The sequence below is a fragment of the Synechococcus sp. RedBA-s genome (genome assembly GCF_024345495.1).
GTDB lineage: Bacteria > Cyanobacteriota > Cyanobacteriia > PCC-6307 > Cyanobiaceae > Regnicoccus_A.
Window position 1 is genome coordinate 13839 of the sequence record NZ_JAGQBF010000028.1, and the last position, 19928, is coordinate 33766.

The 19928-nt window shown below is 68.1% G+C and carries 23 protein-coding genes and 1 tRNA gene; 12 read left to right on the plus strand and 12 right to left on the minus strand.

What is annotated here, in order from left to right:
• Nucleotides 1-120 precede the first annotated feature (120 nt).
• Nucleotides 121-603, plus strand: coding sequence for a hypothetical protein (locus tag KBY67_RS11525; RefSeq protein ID WP_255111188.1), 483 nt, complete (start codon nucleotides 121-123; stop codon nucleotides 601-603).
• 11 nt (nucleotides 604-614) lie between these two features.
• On the opposite strand, the gene KBY67_RS11530 is transcribed toward KBY67_RS11525, so the two are convergent.
• From KBY67_RS11530 to KBY67_RS11545, 4 genes are all read right to left on the minus strand, one after another.
• Entirely contained in the window at nucleotides 615-1049 is a 435-nt protein-coding gene (locus tag KBY67_RS11530; protein WP_255111189.1) for a cyclic nucleotide-binding domain-containing protein, read from the minus strand.
• 80 nt (nucleotides 1050-1129) lie between these two features.
• Nucleotides 1130-1345, minus strand: coding sequence for a hypothetical protein (locus KBY67_RS11535; protein ID WP_255111190.1), 216 nt, complete (start codon nucleotides 1343-1345; stop codon nucleotides 1130-1132).
• Between the two features lie 14 nt (nucleotides 1346-1359).
• Entirely contained in the window at nucleotides 1360-1566 is a 207-nt protein-coding gene (locus KBY67_RS11540) for a hypothetical protein (protein WP_255111191.1), read from the minus strand.
• Nucleotides 1563-2261: a DUF2092 domain-containing protein gene (locus tag KBY67_RS11545; protein WP_255111192.1), complete on the minus strand. Its 699-nt coding sequence runs from the start codon at nucleotides 2259-2261 to the stop codon at nucleotides 1563-1565. Before KBY67_RS11545 ends, KBY67_RS11540 begins: the two co-directional genes overlap by 4 nt.
• A gap of 576 nt (nucleotides 2262-2837) precedes the next feature.
• Between KBY67_RS11545 and KBY67_RS14965 the strand changes: the two genes are divergently transcribed.
• The 4 genes from KBY67_RS14965 to KBY67_RS11570 all read left to right on the plus strand — a co-directional run bounded on the left by KBY67_RS14965 (nucleotide 2838) and on the right by KBY67_RS11570 (nucleotide 5311).
• On the plus strand, nucleotides 2838-2957 hold the full coding sequence (locus tag KBY67_RS14965; RefSeq protein ID WP_399214375.1) for a hypothetical protein: 120 nt from the start codon (nucleotides 2838-2840) through the stop codon (nucleotides 2955-2957).
• Nucleotides 2958-3505: 548 nt separating this feature from the next.
• Nucleotides 3506-4681 (plus strand): class I SAM-dependent RNA methyltransferase, encoded by a 1176-nt coding sequence (locus tag KBY67_RS11560; protein WP_255111195.1) that lies wholly within the window; start codon nucleotides 3506-3508, stop codon nucleotides 4679-4681.
• A 32-nt stretch (nucleotides 4682-4713) separates the two neighbouring features.
• Complete coding sequence (locus tag KBY67_RS11565; protein WP_255111196.1) at nucleotides 4714-4914, plus strand: hypothetical protein; 201 nt, start codon at nucleotides 4714-4716, stop codon at nucleotides 4912-4914.
• A 160-nt stretch (nucleotides 4915-5074) separates the two neighbouring features.
• The gene (locus tag KBY67_RS11570) at nucleotides 5075-5311 is read left to right on the plus strand and encodes a transposase (RefSeq protein WP_255111197.1); all 237 of its coding nucleotides are present in this window, start codon (nucleotides 5075-5077) and stop codon (nucleotides 5309-5311) included.
• Nucleotides 5312-5416: 105 nt separating this feature from the next.
• Here the strand turns inward: KBY67_RS11570 and KBY67_RS11575 are convergent, their stop codons facing one another.
• Nucleotides 5417-6190 carry an SWIM zinc finger family protein gene (locus KBY67_RS11575; RefSeq protein ID WP_255111198.1) on the minus strand — a complete coding sequence of 258 codons (774 nt, stop codon included), beginning with the start codon at nucleotides 6188-6190 and terminating at the stop codon, nucleotides 5417-5419.
• The gene (locus tag KBY67_RS11580) at nucleotides 6187-8850 is read right to left on the minus strand and encodes a DEAD/DEAH box helicase (protein WP_255111199.1); all 2664 of its coding nucleotides are present in this window, start codon (nucleotides 8848-8850) and stop codon (nucleotides 6187-6189) included. The genes KBY67_RS11575 and KBY67_RS11580 overlap by 4 nt, the downstream gene beginning before the upstream one ends.
• A gap of 65 nt (nucleotides 8851-8915) precedes the next feature.
• On the opposite strand from KBY67_RS11580, the gene KBY67_RS11585 reads away from it, so the two are divergent.
• Together KBY67_RS11585 and KBY67_RS11590 are read left to right on the plus strand one after the other, a co-directional pair.
• On the plus strand, nucleotides 8916-9161 hold the full coding sequence (locus KBY67_RS11585) for a hypothetical protein (RefSeq protein ID WP_255111200.1): 246 nt from the start codon (nucleotides 8916-8918) through the stop codon (nucleotides 9159-9161).
• 92 nt (nucleotides 9162-9253) lie between these two features.
• Nucleotides 9254-9430: a hypothetical protein gene (locus tag KBY67_RS11590; protein WP_255111201.1), complete on the plus strand. Its 177-nt coding sequence runs from the start codon at nucleotides 9254-9256 to the stop codon at nucleotides 9428-9430.
• On the opposite strand, the gene KBY67_RS11595 is transcribed toward KBY67_RS11590, so the two are convergent.
• Both KBY67_RS11595 and KBY67_RS11600 read right to left on the minus strand, forming a co-directional pair.
• Nucleotides 9396-9809, minus strand: coding sequence for a phage holin family protein (locus KBY67_RS11595; protein WP_255111202.1), 414 nt, complete (start codon nucleotides 9807-9809; stop codon nucleotides 9396-9398). The genes KBY67_RS11590 and KBY67_RS11595 overlap by 35 nt on opposite strands.
• Nucleotides 9806-10222 (minus strand): YqjD family protein, encoded by a 417-nt coding sequence (locus KBY67_RS11600; protein WP_255111203.1) that lies wholly within the window; start codon nucleotides 10220-10222, stop codon nucleotides 9806-9808. The genes KBY67_RS11595 and KBY67_RS11600 overlap by 4 nt, the downstream gene beginning before the upstream one ends.
• A gap of 103 nt (nucleotides 10223-10325) precedes the next feature.
• On the opposite strand from KBY67_RS11600, the gene smc reads away from it, so the two are divergent.
• Both smc and KBY67_RS11610 read left to right on the plus strand, forming a co-directional pair.
• Nucleotides 10326-13943, plus strand: coding sequence for a chromosome segregation protein SMC (gene smc, locus KBY67_RS11605; RefSeq protein ID WP_255111204.1), 3618 nt, complete (start codon nucleotides 10326-10328; stop codon nucleotides 13941-13943).
• Between the two features lie 65 nt (nucleotides 13944-14008).
• On the plus strand, nucleotides 14009-15022 hold the full coding sequence (locus tag KBY67_RS11610) for a PRC-barrel domain-containing protein (RefSeq protein ID WP_255111205.1): 1014 nt from the start codon (nucleotides 14009-14011) through the stop codon (nucleotides 15020-15022).
• A gap of 24 nt (nucleotides 15023-15046) precedes the next feature.
• Here KBY67_RS11610 and msrB read toward each other — a convergent pair whose 3' ends face one another.
• From msrB to KBY67_RS11625, 3 genes are all read right to left on the minus strand, one after another.
• Nucleotides 15047-15466, minus strand: coding sequence for a peptide-methionine (R)-S-oxide reductase MsrB (msrB, locus tag KBY67_RS11615; protein ID WP_255111207.1), 420 nt, complete (start codon nucleotides 15464-15466; stop codon nucleotides 15047-15049).
• Between the two features lie 29 nt (nucleotides 15467-15495).
• On the minus strand, nucleotides 15496-16779 hold the full coding sequence (locus KBY67_RS11620) for a glycosyl transferase (protein ID WP_255111208.1): 1284 nt from the start codon (nucleotides 16777-16779) through the stop codon (nucleotides 15496-15498).
• 17 nt (nucleotides 16780-16796) lie between these two features.
• Nucleotides 16797-16878, minus strand: a tRNA-Leu gene (locus KBY67_RS11625).
• Nucleotides 16879-17004: 126 nt separating this feature from the next.
• Between KBY67_RS11625 and accC the strand changes: the two genes are divergently transcribed.
• Nucleotides 17005-18369: an acetyl-CoA carboxylase biotin carboxylase subunit gene (gene accC / locus KBY67_RS11630; protein WP_255111209.1), complete on the plus strand. Its 1365-nt coding sequence runs from the start codon at nucleotides 17005-17007 to the stop codon at nucleotides 18367-18369.
• 39 nt (nucleotides 18370-18408) lie between these two features.
• Here accC and KBY67_RS11635 read toward each other — a convergent pair whose 3' ends face one another.
• Nucleotides 18409-18735 (minus strand): YggT family protein, encoded by a 327-nt coding sequence (locus tag KBY67_RS11635; RefSeq protein ID WP_255111210.1) that lies wholly within the window; start codon nucleotides 18733-18735, stop codon nucleotides 18409-18411.
• 77 nt (nucleotides 18736-18812) lie between these two features.
• Here KBY67_RS11635 and psbX point away from each other — a divergent pair, with 77 nt between their 5' ends.
• Nucleotides 18813-18935: a photosystem II reaction center X protein gene (gene psbX, locus KBY67_RS11640; RefSeq protein WP_006172065.1), complete on the plus strand. Its 123-nt coding sequence runs from the start codon at nucleotides 18813-18815 to the stop codon at nucleotides 18933-18935.
• Between the two features lie 93 nt (nucleotides 18936-19028).
• Nucleotides 19029-19928: Ycf66 family protein (locus tag KBY67_RS11645; RefSeq protein ID WP_255111211.1), on the plus strand; the 900-nt coding region annotated here is incomplete at its 3' end.

Sequence of the window (19928 nt, forward strand, 5' to 3'; positions counted from 1 at the left end):
GTTCGCGATGCAGCGCAACTGCGTTCCAGTGTCCCAGCCAAAGGCTCGAAAGGGTGGCCCCAGAAAGGGCGGAAGCCCGAACGCAGCCTTAACCTCAGGGCACCTGAGTCTGGGAGTTCCATGCCTGACGCCACGTCCGGCCACCGGCTGCCCGCCCGGCTGCTTTCACTGGCGCTGATGAGCCTCAGCCTGGTGCTGGTGGGGGCCGCCGGGAGTAGCCGCAACCCGGCCCTCGCCCTCGGTGACAGCCCATCGGACAACAGCAGCGGCAGCCTCGGGGAAGCCGTGAGCCCCTCCACGGCAGAGCAGAAGGCGCTGGTAGAGCACCTGCGCACAAGGGGAGCGATTTTCTATGGCGCCTGGTGGTGCCCCCACTGCTTCCAGCAGAAGAACCTGTTCGGCACTGAAGCGGGCCGGCGTTTGCCTTACGTGGAATGCGACAAGGATCAGGCCGGGCGTGAACGCTGCCAATCGGCAACGATCCGGGCGTTCCCCACCTGGGATCTCGATGGCGAGCGCCGTGAAGGCCTGCTCACCATCGAGGAACTGGGGGTCTGGAGTGGCTTCAAGGCCAAGGCCGAGGGCAGCACCGGCAGCCGCTGAAGCGGAAATGATCAGCCGAAACCGTAAGGAGCGGTGGTGTCGCGCAGGCGCTGGGCCAGCTCCTTGATCACCCCCTGCACAATTTCAGGATGATCGGCCATCAGGGCCTGAAGGGTGGCCTGCTCGATCCGGTACAGCGTGGTGGGGTCGATCGCGCTCACTGAGGCCGAGCGAGGTTCAGGATCAAGCGCGGCCAGCTCCCCCACGATTTCGCCATCGTCGAGTTCAACCACAGTCTGGTCACCGATGTGGATGCGCACCCGCCCGGTCACGATCACGTACATGCAGGTGCCGAGATCCCCCTTGGCAAAAAGCTGCTCGCCCGCCGTGAGATGCACATCCTCCACAGCTTCAGCCAACTGGAGCAGCACCTCTACCGGCGTGGCCGCGAAAATACCAACGGTTTGAAGCCTCTGCAGCTTGTCGTGCGTGGCCGCGCTGGTCATGGGGTCGAAGGAAGGTGGCCTGAAGGCAGATCAGACCTTGGTATGGAGGCCATGAGGCTGTCCTGCCGCTAAGTATGTCGTCAAACTGGGGGCTCTTCCAGCTGGTGAGCGCCTGCGGAGCAGTCGGATTCAGCGAGGGCATGGCGAATGATGATCATCAACCGCTCGAAACCATCGCTGTCTTCGAGCCCTTTCCAGAACCACTGGGTTTCTGGATTGCGCTGCTCCACCAACTCCCTGAGGTCCGCCGGCAAGGCAGACCAATCGGGAAGGTGGGGCAGATCAGGGCGGCTCATGCCGGGCCGTGGGTTCAGCAGTTGTAGACGCCAACGGCACAGCGACGCACGGTGCGACGACCCACTCCGGCCACGCTGACGGGCGTGAGCGGGCGGCCGACGATGGCTTGTGCAGGAGGTACCAGGGCATTCAGGAGCTGACCTGGGAGGGTCTGCAGCGGGCCTGAGCCAGCCAGGGCGAGGGCGGCAAGGAGAGCAGCAGTCTTGTGGGTGGTGGTCATGGAGTTCCTCGTTGAACGAAGTGAGTGGGCAGTTCGCCCATGGACTTGATGGTCTTCAACTCATCCTTGCTGATGGCCCTGGCCCCCGGGGGTGGAACAAAGGTGAAGGACTGGCCGACAGCCGCAGATCCCGTCTGAAAGTCACTGAGTTGAACGCTGTACCGAGGCGAGCCCGGTACCGTCGTGGAAGTGATTTCGTAGCGACAGGGGTAGGGGCGCTTTCCCTGGGCGATCCAGATCTGGAAGTCGACATCCTTTTTGCGGAACGCGAGGTGATCACACTCCGCGCCACCGATCACGCCGCTGCCGAGATCCTTGACATCCGTGACGCCCTCGGTGAGCTCGGCATAGGCATTCGGCAACAACAGATCAGCCGCCGGCAGCGGTCTGCGGTACTTGTCCTTGAGCTCATCCACCAGGGCGACGATCGTGCCCTTGAACGGAACCTGCATATAGACGTTGGCCTTTCTGCCCAGCAGTGTGAAGGTGGAGCCGTCAAAAACCGTTTCGACATCGGAGAAACCGGTGGATCGGGTGGCCCGGATGCGACCGGGGCGTGCCAGCGACACCGTTCCGGAACTGGCCAGCGTGAGGCGTTGCTGTTCCGTGGTCACGACATCCAGATCGGCGTCGTAGCGGAATGACATGGCCTGTTGGGCGCCCATGTAGGTGGTCATTCCCTTGAGCAGCGCCATGGCTTCAGCCTCAGCAGCCGTCGCACCAAGGGCCCCAACCACCCCTGTCGCGACGGCAACACAACCTGCACAGACCCCAGCAAAAAGGCTACGGGCAACGCTTGCCTTTATGAATAAATCTGTTATTCCTGTTGACATCATCACTCAGTTAAACCCAATTGGACTACGGCCTTGGTGCCAGCGGGATACCGCCCAAAGACCCGTAAACGGAACCTCCTCAGCTTAGGGCTTAGCCGAAGTGTGGCAACCACTGCGGAGAGGGCGAGGCGTGCCAGGTCGAACTCAATCAGAATCTGCCCTTCCAAATCTCCTTCAAGATCTCGGATCGTACTTTCAGGTGCTAACCACACACGTAATGCCTTCCGACATGCGCACTTGGAGATCCCATTCCTGGCCGTCCGTCCGTCTTATCGCCAGGTTTTCAGCGATCAGCAGTCGTTGGAGACACTGCTGATCATTGAATGGGATGCTGATCAAACACACCAAGCGGTTTGATAGACTGAAGAGGGCGCCCTGGGGCGCTACTTGGCGCTCTTTCGAGACCATCGCCGGGCGGTCCGGCGGGTGGTGGCGCTGGTGGGCAACAGGGCCTGGCAGGCCCTGGCGGAAAGGCTGGTCTCGAGATTCATCGATGCCGAGGCCCGTTTCTTCGAGGGTGCTGATCATGCCCTAGCTGAAACATGGATCCGGCAATGAACTTGACCGCCAATGGAGAAGTCCGGACTAAAATCTCGGAACTGCCTCCGCCTTGGTGGACCTCTGCTGAGTGCTGAATTGTGGTGTCAGGAACAATGACCGAGCCACACTTCCAGCCGGTCAGTTCACATCCCCGCCAACTTGGGCCCTGAAATGCAGGCTTCATACCAAAGGGAAGGGGGCCTTCCAGCCCCCCGTGAGTCATTTGGGTGATAAGGCTGACTTACCCCATCTCCCTAAGGAGTCAGGCGGCCACAGGGGCGGGCTGACGGGAGAAAGCAACGATGTTGTTCGCTGTTACGGATTTGCTCTTACCGAGCAGGCTTCAGTCACCCTCCTCTTACCCCGTCGAAACCATTGCAGCCCCCTGATGAACCCGCCGGGGCGGGGAATGGAGCTGAGCGGAATCGAACCGCTGTCCGAAGCACTGGTGTGAGTCACCTAGTCCGCCCAAGGACGGACCCTTTGATCATGGCACCTCAGGCCGGGAACAGCCGTGGCCCGGCAGGGTGGGCATGACCGAACACCAGCCCCCCCTCACCGGACCCATGCCCGCTCCGTTCACCTGTATCGCCGTGCTGCCGCCGGGGCTTGAGGAGCTGGGTGCCACCGAACTGGCCGAACTCGGGGCTGAGGCGGTGCAGCCCCTGCGGCGGGCGGTGGCGTTCCGCTGCGATCTCGCCTGCTTCTACCGGCTGCACCAGCGGGCCCTGCTGCCCTTCCGCATCCTGCGGCAGCTGGGCCGTTTCCCCTGCGATGGCCCACAGGATCTCTATGCCGGTGTCCAGGCAGCCGCCGACTGGGACCACTGGCTGCCCCCACGGCGCAGCTTCCGGGTGGAGGTGAGCGGCACCGCCCCCGGGCTGACCCACAGTCACTTCACCGCCCTGCAGGTGAAGAATGCCCTGGTGGATCAGCAACGGCAGCGCTGGGGGGAGCGTTCCTCGATCGACCTTGACGCCCCCGACCTCTGCCTCCACCTGCACCTCGGCCGCGCCACTGGTGGCGCCCGCGGCCTGCGGGCCGGCAACGAGGCCGTGCTCAGCCTGGATGGCTCGAGCGGCAGCCTGCACCGGCGCGGCTGGCGGGCGGCCATGGGTCTGGCGCCGCTGAAGGAGAACCTGGCGGCCGGCCTGATCCGTGCCACCGGCTGGGATGGGCACGTGCCCCTGGCCGACCCCCTCTGTGGCTCCGGCACCCTGTTGATCGAGGCGGCCTGCGCTGAGCTGGGGCGCACCCCTGCTCGGACCCTGGCCCTGCAGCTCTGGGCCGATTTCAATGCGGAGCTGTGGGAGCGGGAATCGGCGGCAGCCGCCGGCCTGGCCCGCCAGGAGCTGGCGGACGGCAGCCCCCTGTCGCCGATCGTTGGCATGGAGCGGGATCCGGCGGTGCTGGAGCAGGCCCAGGCGAACGCGGCGGCGGCTGGCGTGGCCCCGTGGCTGGAGTTGCAGAGCGGAGACTGTCGCGACTTCGTGCCGCCCCAGACTCCGGGAGTGATCGTCTGCAATCCGCCCTATGGCGAACGCCTCGGCGCCGGCGAAGACCTGGAGCAGCTCTATGCCGATCTCGGCGCCATGGTCAAGCAGCGTTGCTCAGGCTGGACCCTCTGGCTGCTGAGCGGCAACCCTGAACTGACGGGCGCCCTGCGGATGAAAGCCAGCCGGCGCCTCCCAGTGAGCAATGGCGGCATAGACTGCAGGTGGCTGCGTTATGAGATTCGCTGAAATCCGGTGGCCAGTTTTCATCCCTAGAGGGGATGACCATGCATGCCGTCAGTGTCAGCGGCCTTAAGAACAACCCAGCTGAGGCCCTGCGCCAGTCCAAGCAGGACATGGCCGTGATGTTCAACCGGGATCATCCCGATGAGGCGCTGATCGGCCTGGGCCGGATCAATGGGATCGGCTGGCTGCAGGAGCTATTCGAGGAGGTCCTTCCTCATCCCAGTCGTCGTGGCTGATGAGGTGCTCACCGGAGGGTTCCCTGCAGAAGAAGCACGCACCACTGCAGCGCTGGAGGCGGGTTGGCTCGCCAACGCAACCTGATCCCATCGGCCGGGGCCGAGTTTGCCCAGCTTCATGGCCATGATTTCCGGATCGCTCCCACAGTGATCCATTCCGTTGCCGCTGAACGAGGCTGGCCCTCCCAGCCACGCCAAAATCACAGCGATTGATGGCTTCAGTTCAGAGGCGATCGTCGATTGGGCCAGCAGTCACCTGGCGCCAGGCAGTGAGCTGCTCTCAGACGGCCTGGCCTGCTTCAGGGCCGCCGCCACGGCGGACTACAGCCATGAGGCTGTCGTCACTAGCGGCAAGCAGCCCAACGACCTGCCGGAGTTCCGCTGGATCAACAGCTGAGGTGATCATGGTTGCTCTGACGTGAGGGCGAGGTAAGGATCGACCCGATTGCAAGGACACTCTTTACCTGGCAGCAACGGCCTCGAGCCTGCCTCTCCATGGCCTTCAGTCCTCCGCTCCGTCGTTCAACTCCGGTTCCGGCAACGGGGTGGTGATCGCGCCGTACAGCTCCACCAGCCCCGGCACCAACGCCTCCGGCACGGGGATCGGCCCCAAGCGCTCCAGAACTCGAGCCGGTGGATCCGGCGGCAGGGGGTCGGGGATCACCAGGCGCTCGCCGGGGCGGGCCGCCAGCCCCTGGGGCCACCACGGGGGCAGCCCCTCCTCAGGCCCAGCGGCCGCCCCGGCCTTCGCAGTCGACCGCAGCCGTTGCATCAGCGCCTCCCGCTCCCGCCCGCGCCAGGCCAGAAGTTGCCAGGGGTCTTCATCGAGCCGCTGGGCGAACACGTGCAGGCTGGCGGCGATGTGTTTGCAGGGCACCTCCCAGTCGGGGCAGCTGCACTCGGCTTCCAGGTCACTCCAGTCCGCAGGGAACAGATCCACCCCCGCCTGGCGAAAGCCTGCTTCGAGATCCTCAGGCACCTCGCCGGCCAGCAGCTTCGCCGCCCAGCCCAGCCGCTGACGGAACACCCCCTCGATCGCCGCCCACTCTTCGTCTTGAGGCAGCTCCGTTTCCACCATGACCTTGTAAGGGGTGCGCCGAGAACCCTGCACCCGGGCCGCCAGCCTCCCCGGCCCCACCTCCAGGCTCAGCACCTGGCCACTTCTGGCGTAGCGCCGGCCCCGTTCCATCCGGCCGCCCAGCCCATAGCCCTCGAGCACGTCGATGAACCGCTGCGACCACCAGCGCCGGGCCGGGGGCTGCTGGCGCGGGCTCATGGCGTGAGCGCCTCGCGGCGCAGGCTGATCACCTCCCGCAGTTCGTCGGTGGAGAGCTCGGTGAGCCACTGCTCTCCCGTGCCCACCACCCGCTCGGCGAGGTCGCGCTTGTTCTGGATCATGACGTCGATGCGTTCCTCGATCGTGCCGCTGCACACCAGCTTGTGCACATGCACGGTGCGCCGCTGACCGATGCGGTGGGCGCGGTCGGTGGCCTGATCCTCCACGGCCGGATTCCACCAGCGATCGAAATGAATCACATGGGCGGCAGCAGTGAGGTTGAGGCCGGTGCCACCCGCCTTGAGCGAGAGCAGGAAGATCGGCGGGCCATCGGCCTCGGCGAAGCGCTGCACCATGGTGTCCCGCGCCCGTCGGGTCAGCCCGCCGTGTAGCCACAGCGGTTCGCCGCCGTAACGACCCTGCAGATGGGCCCGCAGCCGCTCCCCCCAGGCCGCGAACTGGCTGAAGATCAGCACCTTCTCGCCGGCGTCGAGGATGGCATCGAGCAGCTCCTCGACGCGATCGAGCTTGCCGGAGCGACGCGGCAGGGCCGAGCCGTCGTCGAGGTAGTGGGCCGGGTGGTTGCACACCTGCTTGAGCCGGGTGAGACCGGCCAGCACCAGGCCGCGCCGTTCGATGCCGTCGCTGCTCTCGGCGGCCGCCAGCAGCTCCTCCACCACCGCCTGATACAGGCTGGCCTGCTCGGCGCTGAGGGTGCAGGGTTCGCTCTGCTCGATCTTGTCTGGCAGGTCGGGCAGGATGCCGCGGTCGCTCTTGAGGCGGCGCAGCAGGAAGGGGGCCGTGAGCCGCTGCAGCCGGGCGGCCACCTCCGGATCTTGGTCCCTCTCGATCGGGAGGGCGAACTGGTCACGGAACTGCCGCAGGCTGCCGAGCAGTCCCGGATTGAGCAGCTGCATCAGGGCCCACAGCTCGCTGAGCCGGTTCTCCACCGGCGTGCCGGTGAGGGCGATGCGGCGTTCCCCCCGCAACGCCGCCGCCGCCTTGCTCTGGGCCGTATGGGGATTCTTGAGCTGCTGGGCCTCATCGAACACCAGTCGTCCGAAGGCCATCTCCGCCAGCAGGGGCAGATCCCGGCTCACCATGCCGTAAGTGGTGAGCAGGACCGGAGCCGGCCGGTCCTTGCCGCCTTCGCCCGCCAGCTGACGGGCGAAGGCGGCGGCACTGCCGCGGAAGCGGCCAGGACCGTGGTGGATCAGCACAGGCAGCTGGGGCGCAAAGCGCTGCAGTTCCCGGCTCCAGTTGCCCAGTAGCGACACCGGCGCCACCACCAGCGTGGGGGCCTCGAGCGGATCAGCCAGCAGGGTGGCGATCAGCTGAGCCGTCTTGCCAAGACCCATGTCATCGGCCAGGCAGGCACCCAGGCCCAGCCGGCCCAGGAACACCAGCCAGCCCAGGCCCCGTTCCTGGTAAGGCCGTAACTCCCCCTCGAAGTCGGCCGGCGTGGGGATCGGTATGGCACGGCTATGGAGCTCACCGCCGAGCAGCTCGCCGAGGGGCCCGCTGGCTTCCACCCCCACCAGGGCCAGATCATTCGGCAGGTTGAGGCGGTCGAGGCCGAGGCCGGCGTGCAGCAACGCTGTGCCGCTGGCCTCGGCCTGGAGGCCAGCGTGGCGCAGCAAGGAAGCGATCGCGTCGGGCTCGATCAGAGTCCATTCGCCCCGCAAGCGCACCAGGCTGCGCTTGGCAGCGGCGGCCCGTTGCAGGCTGGCCAGCTCGGCCGCGCTGACAGGCCGATCGCCCAGCACCGCCTGCCACTGGAACGAAACCAGGGCATTGAGATTCAGGCCGGCCCCCTCGCCAGCGGGGGGCTTGGTGGCCGATCGCCGATTGGTGTTGGCGCGCAGGCCCAGGCGGTGGCCATGGCGCCACCAGCTGGGCAGGAGCAGGCCGAAGCCCGCCTCATCAAGCACACTCGCGCGCTGCCGCAGCAGAGCCAACAGGGCCCCTTCCTCCACGTCCAAGCTGGAGGGCGCCTGCTGCTCGAGCAGGCCAGCCAGTTCAGGGGCCAGGCGAGTGAGCTGGCCCAGCTGCGCCAGCACCGCATCGAAACGATCCACCGGGAAGGGACTCTCGCCGTCCCAGAACTCCGCCAGGGGCACCATCAGGCTGGGGTCGGTCGCTGAGCGGAGTAGCAGCTCGAGCGTCCAGCGACGGACACGGGGGCTGCTGGGTTCGTGCAGCCGCAGGCACAGCTGCAGCGCGCCGCCGCCACCGCCCCCCTCCTGCACCCACTGGTGCAGCCCGGTGACGAAGGCGGCCTCAGCGGCGAGATCGGCCGTGGCGGCAAGATGGGGATTGGAGCCCACCAGGGCCACCAGCCAGGCCTGGGGCAGGGCCGCGGGGCCAGGGCGACGACGGCGGGCAGCGGGCGGCGGTGCTACGGCGAAGCCGTCGAGGCGGCGACGCACGAGACGGTCCACGGCATCGCTCAGGGATTCCGCCAGCTGTTGCTGCTCCTCCAGGCTGTCACCCGTCAGATGGGCCGCCAGCAGCTCGCGGTCGCCGGCGGCTGGCAGCGGCCACCACTGGGCCCGCAGGCGTCCATCGGGATCCACCACCAGGCCCGGCACCACCCTGCCGCTGTCGACGAAATGGGTGGCCAGCTGCCGGCAGGCCGGCGAGGCAGGACAGGAGAGCATGGATCGGCTCGATGGGCGATCACCATGACCCTGACCCTAGGGGCGATGGCCGCCCCTAGAACCCCGTGGTTCAACCGGCTCCCGCCGCTCAGCCAGGGGCTGGTGACGCCTGGTCCACCGGTAGGCCCCGCTGGTGGCGGGTGGCGGCGGTGGTGATCGCCGTAGCGGTGCTGCTGCCCTCGCTGCTGATCCGTCTCTTGCTGGCCCCCCCTGGCCCCCGGAGTGACCTTCTGCGGTTCAAGGAGTGCTCCGGAGCTGGCGCTCACAATCGACGACGGGCCGCGTTGTCGCGGCTCCAACGTCCTGCTTGATCTGCTGCGGGACCTGGAGGTGAAGACTGGTGCTGGAATCGATCGTTCACTGGGACACCGTTCAGCCGCCGGACTGGTTCCAGCGCTGATTCATGCTCGCCAACGCCCACCCCGGCGGAATCCTGGTGCTGCACGACACGCCGGAGGTCACCAAGCAGACCCCCTCCACCCTGAGGGAGGTGGTGCCGGAGTTGAAGCGGCAGGGGTCTCGGTTCATGGAACTACTCGACACGCTCAGCGGCCCAGCAGGGCCCGGGTCGTCTTGCTGAGGCCTGCGGTGGTCTGGGGCAGATAGGGCCCCTTCATTAGCTGGCCGCCGATACGCAGGAACAGGCCTGCCAGCACAAGATCGCCGGCCACCACAGCCAGCACGGCCTTGATCCAGCCCCAGCCAAGGCCCATGTGCAGCCACAGCACCAGGGCCAGCTGGCCGAGCACGGTGGCCATCATCAGAAACGTGAGACCCCCACCCAACAGCAACCCACCGCTGATCAGCCGTCGCTTCTCATGGTCCACCTCCTGCAGGGCGATGCGCACGTGCAGGTCCATGACCGATGTCACCAGGGCAGTGACGCGACCCGCTGCCACCCGGCCTGCACCAGAGCCGCCGGCACGCCGCCCCCGACGCTCATCGTCGGCCGAACTCATAAGGAGCGCCGGCCCGGAGCCAGCAGCAGTCCGGCGATCAGACCCACCGCCGCCGCCACGCCCACCGCCAGCAGCGGCCGATCCCGCACGGGCTTCTCGATGCGGGGCCGCAGGCTGGTGTTGAGTTCATCGAGCAGATGCTCCAGCTGCTCCTCCAGCGGACCGATGCGGTCCACCAGGTCGCGGGTGCGATCGCCTGCCACATGGACCAGATCGAGCAGTTGCTCCTGCACACCACTGGCGGTACGGCCGGTCTGCTGGGCGATCAGTGCCACCACCTCATCCAGGCTGCCGCGGGTGGCCTCAAGGGTTTCGCGGGCCACCTGGGGCCATTCCCGCTGGATCGTGGGCAGCAGGGCATCGAAGCGCTCGCGGAAGCGATCGCGACTGAGGGTGGGGGTTTCCGGTTCCATGACGTGACGTTCCTCGTGGTCTATGGCTCCCACGATAGGTAGGGGCTTGAGATCGTCAGCAGGTCCGCTAGGTTCTGGTTGCTCAGCACCGCACGCGGGCCTGTTGGTTTACATCAATCAGGTCGAACTCGCTCAGTTCAAGTCGTTCGGTGGAGCGATGGCGATCCGACTGGAGCCATCCTTCACCGTGATCACCGGCCCAAACGGCTCGGGCAAGAGCAACATCCTTGATGCGGTGCTCTTCTGCCTGGGCCTGGCCAGCAGTCGTGGCATGCGCGCCGAGCGGCTGCCCGATCTGATCAACAGCGCCACGGTGCGCCAGGGCAAAGCCGCCGAAACGGTGGTGAGTGTGCGCTTCGATCTCAGCGACTGGCAGCCCGACCCGGCCGAGGCTGGCCTTGAGCCTCCGGAGGAGGGGCCCTGGATCCAGACGGGACAGAAGGACTGGACCGTGAGCCGACGGCTGCGGCTGGCCCCCGGCGGCACCTACAGCAGCACCTACAGCGCCGATGGGGTTCCCTGCAACCTGCAGCAACTGCAGAGCCAGCTGCGGCGCCTGCGCGTAGACCCGGAAGGCAGCAACGTGGTCATGCAGGGGGACGTGACCCGGATCGTCTCGATGGGCGCCCGTGACCGCCGCGGCCTGATCGATGAACTCGCCGGAGTCGCCCTGTTCGATTCCCGCATCGACCAGACCCGCGCCAAACTCGATGAGGTGCAGGAGCGCCAGGAACGCTGCCGAATCGTGGAACAGGAGCTGCTGGGGTCACGCCAGCGCCTGGAGCGCGACTGCGCCAAGGCCCGCACCTACCAGGACCTGCGCCAGCGTCAGCAGCTGGGCCGCCTGCAGGAACAGGTGCTCGCCCACGAGCAGGCCGGCAGCCAGCTGGGGGCCCTGCGCCGACGCCAGCAGGCCCTTGAGGTCCAGGAGCAGAGCGACCGCACGGCCCTCGCCTCCGCCGAATCAGCCCTGGAGCAGGCCAGCGCCACACTGGCCCTGCTGCAAGCGGAGGTCAAGGCCCTCGGGGAGGACAGCCTGCTGGTGGTGCAGGCGGAACTGGCCGGCCTCGAGACCAGCGCCCGCGAGCTCAAGCGCCAGGCGGAGCGGCAGCAGCAGCAGGCGGAAGCCCTGCAGGGCCAGCGCCAGCAGTTGCAGGGCCAGCACGCCGAACTGCAACGCCAGCGCCAGGAGCTCAGCGCCGATAAGCGGCACGCCGGCGCCCTGGCCGCGGCGGAGCAGGCCTGCCTCAGCGCCGAGGGGGCGGTGGAACTCTCCCGCCGCCGGCTGGGGGAGGTGGCGGGCCGCTCCGGCACCTGGCTGGAGGAACAGAAGCGCCGCAGCCAGCGCCGGCAGGAGCTGCAGCAGGCGGTGGCCCCCCTGCTGGCGGAACAGCAGCAGCTCAGCGAGAGGCTGCTCCAGGCTGAGGAGCGCCTGCTGGAGCTGGAGGCGGAGCTGGCCAGTGGCGGCAGCGCCGACCAGGAGCAGCAGGTGCGCCTGCAGGAACTGCTGGCCGAAGGCGAGGCCGTGCAGACCCTGGTGGAGCAGCAACAGCGCCAGGCCCAGGAGCTGGCCGAAGCCCTGGCCCTGCAGCAACGCACCCGCAGCCGCCTGGAGCAGGAGCAGACCCAGCTGGAGCGAGAGATTGCCCGGATCGAAAGCCGCCGCGACACCCTCCAGGAGAGCCGCGGCACCGGTGCCCTGCGCCTGCTGCTGGAATCAGGCCTGGGCGGACTGCACGGCCCCGTGGCTCAGCTCGCCGAAGTGGAGGAGCGCTTCCGGGTGGCCCTGGAAGTGGCCGCCGGCGGCCGCCTGGCCCAGGTGGTGGTCGACGACGACCGCATCGCCTCCCAGGCGATCGAGCTGCTCAAGAGCCGCCGCGCCGGTCGCCTCACCTTCCTGCCGCTCAACAAAATCCGCGGCGGTGGCAGTGGCGGGGGCGGCAGCGCCGCCCTGGAGCGAGGTGGCGGGGCAGGCCGCTCCAGCTCTGGCGGGATGGTGGGCCGCGCCGTCGACCTGCTGCGCTTCGAGCCCGTCTACACCGAGGTGTTCCGCCATGTCTTCGGCGACACCCTGGTGTTCGAAGACCTGGCCAGCGCCCGCCGTGAGCTGGGTCGCTGCCGGGCCGTCACCCTGGAGGGGGAACTGCTTGAGCGCAGTGGGGCCATGACCGGCGGCAGCCTGCAGCAGCGCTCCGGCCAGCTCAGTTTCGGGCGGGCCGGGGAGCAGGACGAGGCGGAGCCCCAGCGGCGCCGGCTGCTGGAGCTGGGGGAGAGCCTGGTGGTCTGCCGTCGCCGCGAAGCCGACCTGGGCCGCCAGCTGGAGCAGCTGCGCCCGGCGCTGCAGGAGGGCCAGCAACGCCGGGCCGGTCTGACGGCAGAGCGGGCGGCGGCGGAGCGGGCCCTGGGGCCCCAGCTGCAACGGCTGGAGCAGCTCCAGCAACGGCTCAGCCACACTCAGGCCGGCCTAGAGAGCGGCCGCCAGCGCAGCCAGCAGCTGGAGGAGCGCGAGCTACCACCCCTGCTGCAGGAGGTGGCCGCTCTGGAGCTGGCCGAGGCCGAGGCCCAGGCGTCGGGTGACAGTGCGCGCTGGCAGGGCCTGCAGCAGGATCTGGAGGAGGCCGATCAGCGGCTGGCCGCGGCCCGTCAGCAGCGGGACAGCCTGCTGCTGGCCCAGCGGGAGCGCAGCTTGAGCCTCACCCGCCTGGGGGACCAGCTCGAAGCGCTCGCCCTGGAGGAGACGCGGCTGCAGCAGGCTGTGCTCAGCCTGGCCGAGGAGCACCGCCAGCGGCGTGAACAGGAGCGCCTGGGCCAGGAGCGGCGCCATGAACTGGAAGGGCAGCAGCAGCAGTTGCAGGAACGCTTCGGTGAGCGCCGCCGCAGCCGCGATGCCGCCGAAGCCCAGGTGGCCCAGCAACGGCAGGCCCTGCAGCAACGCCAGTGGGAGCTGCAGCGGCTGGGGGAGGAGCGCCAGGCGCTCAGCGAGCAGGAGCGCGCCCTGGCCCTGCGTCTGGAGGCGATGGAGCGGGCCCTGCCAGATCCCCTGCCGGAGATCCCCGAAGAGCTGCGCTCAGCGGGTCTGGAGGCCCTACAGCAGGAGTTGCAGCGGCTGCAGCAGCGCATGGAGGCCCTGGAGCCGGTGAACATGCTGGCCCTGGAGGAGCTGGAGCAGCTGGAGCAGCGCCTGGCCGAGCTGGCCGGCCGGCTGGATGTGCTCTCCAGCGAGCGGGAGGAGCTGCTGCTGCGCATCGAAACTGTGGCCACCCTGCGCCAAGAGGCGTTCCTCGAGGCCTTCCACGCCGTGGATGGCCACTTCCGCACGATCTTCGCCGGGCTCTCAGAAGGCGAGGGGTACCTACAGCTGGAGAACGAGGCCCAGCCCCTCGAGGGTGGTCTCACCCTGGTAGCCCACCCCAAGGGCAAGACCGTGCGCCGACTGGCCTCGATGTCGGGTGGGGAGAAATCACTGACGGCCCTGAGCTTCCTGTTCGCCCTGCAGCGCTTCCGCCCCTCCCCCTTCTATGCCCTCGATGAGGTCGACAGCTTCCTCGATGGGGTGAATGTGGAGCGGCTGGCTGCCCTGATCGCCAGCCAGGCCCACCAGGCCCAGTTCCTGGTGGTCAGCCACCGCCGGCCGATGATCGCCGCCGCCACCCGCACGGTGGGGGTGACCCAGGCCCGGGGCGCCCACACCCAGGTGGTCGGGATGCCCAACGCCGCCTGAACCGGTGCGGTGGGTCACAATGATCCGACCATCCACCTCGCCGACACCCGCCCGGGATCTGGCCTTTGACCTCTTCCTTCCCTCCCTCCGCCGACCCTTCCGGCGCTGCCCCGAGCGACAGGCTCTGGCTGCGCTCCGAGTTGATGGGAACCCAGGTGATCACTCGCGACACCGGCCGCCGGCTGGGGGTGGTGGGCGAAGTGGTGGTCGACATCGACCGCCGCGAAGTGGTGGCGCTCGGCCTGCGCGACAACCCCCTCACCCGCTTCCTGCCGGGCCTGCCCCGCTGGATGCCGCTCGACCGGATCCGCCAGGTTGGCGATGTGGTGCTGGTGGATTCCGCCGATTCCCTGGCGGAGGGGTTCAACCCCGAGCGCTACAGCAAGGTGATCAACTGCCAGGTGATCAGCGAATCGGGCGAACAGCTGGGCCGGGTGCTGGGCTTCAGCTTCGACATCGAAACCGGTGAGCTCACCACCCTGGTGCTGGGGGCCCTCGGTGTCCCCCTGCTGGGCGAAGGGGTGCTGAGCACCTGGGAACTGAGCGTCGAGGAGATCGTCAGCAGCGGCCCCGATCGGATCATCGTCTACGAGGGCGCTGAGGAAAAACTCAAGCAACTGGGCAGCGGCCTGCTCGAGAAACTGGGCATCGGCGGCCCCAGCTGGGAGCAGGAGGAGCGGGATCGCTTCCGCCAGACCATGGTGCCGGTGGAGAACCAGCTGGCCTCCGGCCAGCCCAGCGTCCAGGAGCAGCGCCGGATCCAGCCCGCCTCCAGCCGGGCCGTGCAGGTGGAGGAGCAGGAGGAACTGGAGTACGTGGAGCTGGAGCGCCGCCGGCAGGAACCCCTGCGTCAGCGCCGCTACCTCGACGAGGACGAGTTCGACGACGAGCCCCGCCGCCGCAACCCCCTGCCGCAGCAGCCCCGCCAGGCACCACTGCGCTCCAGCGACGACCAGCGCCAGCCCCTTGATGTGGAGCCTGAGCCCTACCGGAAGCGGCAACAGCCAGAACCGGAGGTGCTGGATGAACCGCCGGCGCGTCCCCGCACGAATGAGGAGCGCTTCTCCGATCCCTGGTGAACCGGTAGATCAGCCGGTGTGGCCTCACTCCACCGGCTTGAAATCCAGGGATGCGGAGTTGACGCAGTAGCGCAGGCCCGTGGGGCCGGGGCCGTCGTGGAAGAGGTGGCCCAGGTGCGCCTCGCAGTTGGCACAGCGGATCTCCGTGCGCACCATGCCGTGGCTGCGGTCCTCAATGGTGGTGATCGCCGCCGGGTCCAGTCCGTCCCAGAAGCTGGGCCAGCCGGTGCCGGAATCGAACTTGGCGCTGGAGCCGAAAAGGGGCGACCCACAGCAGATGCAGTCGTAGCGGCCCTCCTGCTTGGTGTTCCAGTAGGTGCCGGTGAAGGCCCGCTCGGTACCGCCACCACGGGCCACCTGGTATTGCTCGGGCGTCAGCCGCTCGCGCCAGTCGGCATCAGTAGAAGGGACTGGAACGGCGCCGACCGTGTCTGAGCTGGCCATGGGGTAGGGAAGGATCTGCTGCCCTCAATTTAGGCAGCGGGCAGTAGCTCCTGCACCATCGCCGCCAGGGCTGCCACGGCCCCGGGCTGACCCCGCAGGCTGCGCAGATCGTCGCGCTGGCCCTGCAGCCGCTCAGGATGGGCCAGCCACTCGTTGGCCTCAGCGGCAATCTCCGCCGGCGTGATCGCCCCCACCCGCTCAGGCACCACGGCGCGGCCCGCCGAGATATTCGGCCAGGCCAGAAACCCCCGCTGGCGCATGCGCCAGGCCGTCAGCGCCAGCCCCAGCAACCAACGCAGCAGCGGCAGGCGCGCCAGCAGACCGAGCCAGCCGTCCCAGGCCTGCATCACCTGCAGATGCTGGGTAGGCACCAGCACGATCATCGGCACCCCGAGGGCCCCGAGTTCCGCGGTGTTGGCCCCCACGGTGGTGAGCGCGAGGGCGCACTGGCTGAGGGCACCGTGGGCCGGGTGCTGCTCAAACAGCAGAATGGGCGTGCCGGCGCCGCTGATCAGCCAGCGCTGGCCAGTGCCCGGCTCAGGCTCCAGCAGCCGCGGCGGCTGAGCGCCGTAGTGGCGCTGAATCGGGTTGCCACGGCCTCCGTAGGCCAGCAGATCGTTCACGCTGGTGGTGGGTGCCACAGGCAACAGGAAGCGGCAGCCGGGCCGCAGACGGGCGAGGCGATCGGCGGTGTCGAGCAGGAAGGGAACGCCTACCAGCAACTTGGCCCGTTTCGAGCCGGGCAGCAGGGCCACCCATTCCCCCTCGGGCAGGGGAGCCACGGCCCGCGCCTCCTCGGAGAGATCAGCCATCAGATCTCCCACCACGGTGCAGCGCTGGCGCCAGCGGGCCTGCAAGCGGGTGGCGGCCTGGGGACCCATGGCGGCGATGCGGTCGTTCCAGCGCGGCCAGCGGGCCACCCACTCGGCGTAGGTGAGGTGGCGGTAACCGAGGCGTGCCGAGAGCAACACGGTCCAGAACTGATCACCCCCCAGGAACACCACCACCCCCTGGGCCGGCCAGGGACCATGACGCCCGGGCCACAGCAGCAGATCCCAGAAGCGGCGGGCGGGCACGATGCGGGAGAAGAGGCCGAGGTCGCGGGCCACCCGCGCTTCGCTGCCGGTGGCGTTGGGGCAGGGCACCAGCACCAGCTCCAGGGAGCGGGCCGCCCCCGGCACAACGGGTTGAAGCTCCAACTGCCGGTGGAGGCGCTGGGCCAGGGGACGCACCCAGGTGGTGAGTTCACCGGGACCGTTGCACACCAGCACAATCGCTGCGGTGGGCGGGCGGCTCAGCGGCGGCTCTCTCAAATTGTGGGGAAGAGAAATGCGGATGGCGAGACTTGAACTCGCAAGGCCGAAGCCACACGCCCCTCAAACGTGCGTGTCTACCAATTCCACCACATCCGCGTGGCCGTCAGGAGTCTGGACTCCCTTCGGCTCGTCAATATACCCATCACCCGTCCCGGCCCCGGCGCAACTGGGTCGTCAAGGGTCAGCACTGATACAGTCCGCAGCGGCCTGGACCCACCACGGATGCCCATCGGCAAGCTGCTGATCGCCAACCGTGGCGAAATCTCCCTCCGCATCCTGCGCAGCTGCCGCGAACTGGGCATCAGCACGGTGGCGGTCTACAGCACGGTCGATCGCAACGCCCTGCACGTGCAGCTGGCGGATGAGGCGGTCTGCGTGGGCGAAGCCCCCAGCAGCAAGAGCTACCTCAATATTCCAAACATCATTGCCGCGGCGATCTCCCGCGGCGCCGATGCGATCCATCCCGGCTACGGCTTCCTGGCCGAGAACGATCGCTTCGCCGAGATCTGCGCCGCCCACGGCCTCACCTTCGTCGGTCCATCCCCCGAGGCGATCCGAGCGATGGGAGACAAATCCACCGCCAAGACCACCATGCAGCGGGTGGGGGTTCCCACCATCCCCGGCAGTGAGGGTCTGCTGGAGGACGCCCGGGAAGCCTCCGTGCTGGCGGAGCGCATGGGCTTTCCTGTGATGATCAAGGCCACCGCCGGCGGGGGCGGGCGGGGCATGCGTCTGGTGCAGGAGCCGGAGCAACTCGAAGGGCTGTTCAAGGCCGCCCAAGGCGAGGCTGAGGCGGCGTTCGGCAACCCCGGCCTCTACATGGAGAAGTTCATCGACCGGCCCCGCCACGTCGAGGTGCAGATCCTGGCCGACCGCCACGGCAACGTGGTCCACCTCGGTGAGCGCGACTGCTCGATCCAGCGGCGCCACCAGAAGCTGCTGGAGGAAGCCCCCAGCCCGGCCCTGGATCCGGAGCTGCGCCGGCGCATGGGCGAAGCCGCGATTGCGGCGGCCCGCAGCATCACCTATGAGGGGGCCGGCACCGTCGAGTTCCTGGTCGATCGCAGCGGCGACTTCTATTTCATGGAGATGAACACCCGTATCCAGGTGGAACATCCCGTCACCGAGATGGTCACCGGCTTTGATCTGATCGCCGAGCAGCTGCGCATCGCCGGCGGCGAGCCCCTGAGCATGCGCCAGGAGGACGTGCAGCTGCGCGGCCATGCGATCGAATGCCGCATCAACGCCGAAGACCCCCAGCAGAATTTCCGACCGGCCCCAGGCCGGATCACCGGTTGGTTGCCCCCGGGGGGGCCGGGCGTGCGGGTCGACAGCCACGTTTACACAGGTTACGAGATCCCTCCCTTCTACGACTCGCTGATCGGCAAACTGATTGTCTGGGGACTCGATCGCGATGCAGCCATGAAGCGCATGCGTCGGGCCCTGAGCGAATGTGCGATCACGGGTATCCCCACCACGATCGAGTTCCACCTGGCCCTGCTGGATCGGCCCGAGTTCCAGCGCGGCGATGTGCACACCAAGTTCGTGGAGCAGGACATGCTTCCGCCAGCCGAACCACGGGCCTGATTCAGCCTCGAAGCGACGGGCTCTCCCCTGAGACCTCCCTCAGGCCAGCGACTGGCTCTGGCGCATCACCTGGGTGAGCAGCCCCTGCTGACCCACCACCAGCTCCCGCAGCAGGCTGATCAACCCCACCCAGATCACCGGGGTCACATCGACACCGCCGATGCTGGGGATCAGCCGCCGGCTGACACGCAGCAGCCCCTCGGTGGGCCAGCCGATCAGCCGCATCGCGCCGCGGTTGAGATCCACCTGCGGATACCAGGTGAGCACGATGCGGAACAGGAACAGCAGGGTCCAGGCCGCCAGGGCCAGGGCCAGCACGGCGTGCAGCAGCGGCAGGGCAGAGGCCAGCACGGGAACGGCCGTCACAAAGCGGTAAGCAGCGGTGCTCCCATCGTAGGAAGTGGGCGGTGCTGCCTAAGATCCCAGCCGGACCTCATGGCGCCATGACCCCCTCCCTTTCCAACTTCCTCAGCAGCCTCGTCTACGGGGCGATGATTGTGGTGATTCCCATCAGCATCGCCCTGGTGCTGATCAGCCAGAACGACCAGGTGGACCGCAAGCTCTGAGCCGCACCTGGTTCTGCCGTTCCAGGTCCCTAAACTGGGATCAGCCGTTCACCCCTGGCGGACGGAACAAGTCGTTCGCCTGAGGTTTCAGACGTGGTCAATGCCAGCCTGAACTGGGCCAGCATCGTCGGCATCGTGTTGGCCGTCGGTGGTGCGTTCCTCTATTTCATGAGGAGCTTCAAACCAGCCCTCGCCCGCGACTACGACGTGTTCTTCGCGGCTATCGGTCTGCTCTGCGGCGGAATTCTGTTTTTCCAGGGCTGGCGGCTGGATCCGATCCTCCAGTTTGGCCAGTTTCTGCTGGCGGGCACCACCGTCTTCTTCGCCTACGAAAGCGTGCGCCTGCGGGGCGTCACCACCGAGCAGGCGCGGCGCTCCTCCTACTTCGACGACGACGAACCCCTACCGGCCAGGCCGAGGGTGGGCGGTCGCGCCGGCTGGGATGACGATGTGGAGCGCTTCGAGGAACCCCAGCCCCTGCGTCGGCAGATCCGCTCTCCCCTCAGCGAAGACACCGACGAGGATCCAAGCTTTTACCGGCCCCGTCGGGAGACCGCCCGCACAGCCATCCCCGAGCGGGCCGCCAGCCGCCGCCGCAGCGCCGAGGACAGCTGGGAGCCCCTCCCGTCCAGCTCCCGCCGGGAACCCGAGTCGTACGGCTCCCGCAGCACCGCCAGTACCAGCCCATCCCCTTCGGCCAGCTCGGCTGCAAGCACAGCGGGCTCAGGGCCGGCCTTCGGCTCCCGCAGACGGGAGCGAGACAGCGGGGTCGAGTCGCGCCGCGGCAGCCGTCCGGTGCCCAGCGGCGACACCATGCCCCGCTCCAGCCGCCGGCCAGGCCCTGCCGGCGCTTCTGATCCGGCCTCCAGCCCGGCCCCGGGCATCCCCCAGGGCACCCCGATTCGCAGCCGCCCCTCGGCTGCCAGCAACAGTCCTGCCGCTGCCGACCCCACCGCTGGTCCCGGCACCCCCGTGAGCGACGCCGACTACACC

Coding starts and splice junctions, on each gene's coding strand:
- KBY67_RS11525 (WP_255111188.1), top strand. CDS start 121: ATGCCTGACGCCACGTCCGGCCACCGGCTGCCCGCCCGGCTGCTTTCA.
- KBY67_RS11580 (WP_255111199.1), bottom strand. CDS start 8,850: ATGCTCTCCTGTCCTGCCTCGCCGGCCTGCCGGCAGCTGGCCACCCAT.
- accC (WP_255111209.1), top strand. CDS start 17,005: ATGCCCATCGGCAAGCTGCTGATCGCCAACCGTGGCGAAATCTCCCTC.
- KBY67_RS11600 (WP_255111203.1), bottom strand. CDS start 10,222: ATGGAACCGGAAACCCCCACCCTCAGTCGCGATCGCTTCCGCGAGCGC.
- KBY67_RS11535 (WP_255111190.1), bottom strand. CDS start 1,345: ATGAGCCGCCCTGATCTGCCCCACCTTCCCGATTGGTCTGCCTTGCCG.
- KBY67_RS11590 (WP_255111201.1), top strand. CDS start 9,254: ATGCTCGCCAACGCCCACCCCGGCGGAATCCTGGTGCTGCACGACACG.
- KBY67_RS11545 (WP_255111192.1), bottom strand. CDS start 2,261: ATGGCGCTGCTCAAGGGAATGACCACCTACATGGGCGCCCAACAGGCC.
- KBY67_RS11530 (WP_255111189.1), bottom strand. CDS start 1,049: ATGACCAGCGCGGCCACGCACGACAAGCTGCAGAGGCTTCAAACCGTT.
- KBY67_RS11565 (WP_255111196.1), top strand. CDS start 4,714: ATGACCATGCATGCCGTCAGTGTCAGCGGCCTTAAGAACAACCCAGCT.
- KBY67_RS11560 (WP_255111195.1), top strand. CDS start 3,506: ATGCCCGCTCCGTTCACCTGTATCGCCGTGCTGCCGCCGGGGCTTGAG.
- KBY67_RS11540 (WP_255111191.1), bottom strand. CDS start 1,566: ATGACCACCACCCACAAGACTGCTGCTCTCCTTGCCGCCCTCGCCCTG.
- psbX (WP_006172065.1), top strand. CDS start 18,813: ATGACCCCCTCCCTTTCCAACTTCCTCAGCAGCCTCGTCTACGGGGCG.
- msrB (WP_255111207.1), bottom strand. CDS start 15,466: ATGGCCAGCTCAGACACGGTCGGCGCCGTTCCAGTCCCTTCTACTGAT.
- KBY67_RS11595 (WP_255111202.1), bottom strand. CDS start 9,809: ATGAGTTCGGCCGACGATGAGCGTCGGGGGCGGCGTGCCGGCGGCTCT.
- KBY67_RS11575 (WP_255111198.1), bottom strand. CDS start 6,190: ATGAGCCCGCGCCAGCAGCCCCCGGCCCGGCGCTGGTGGTCGCAGCGG.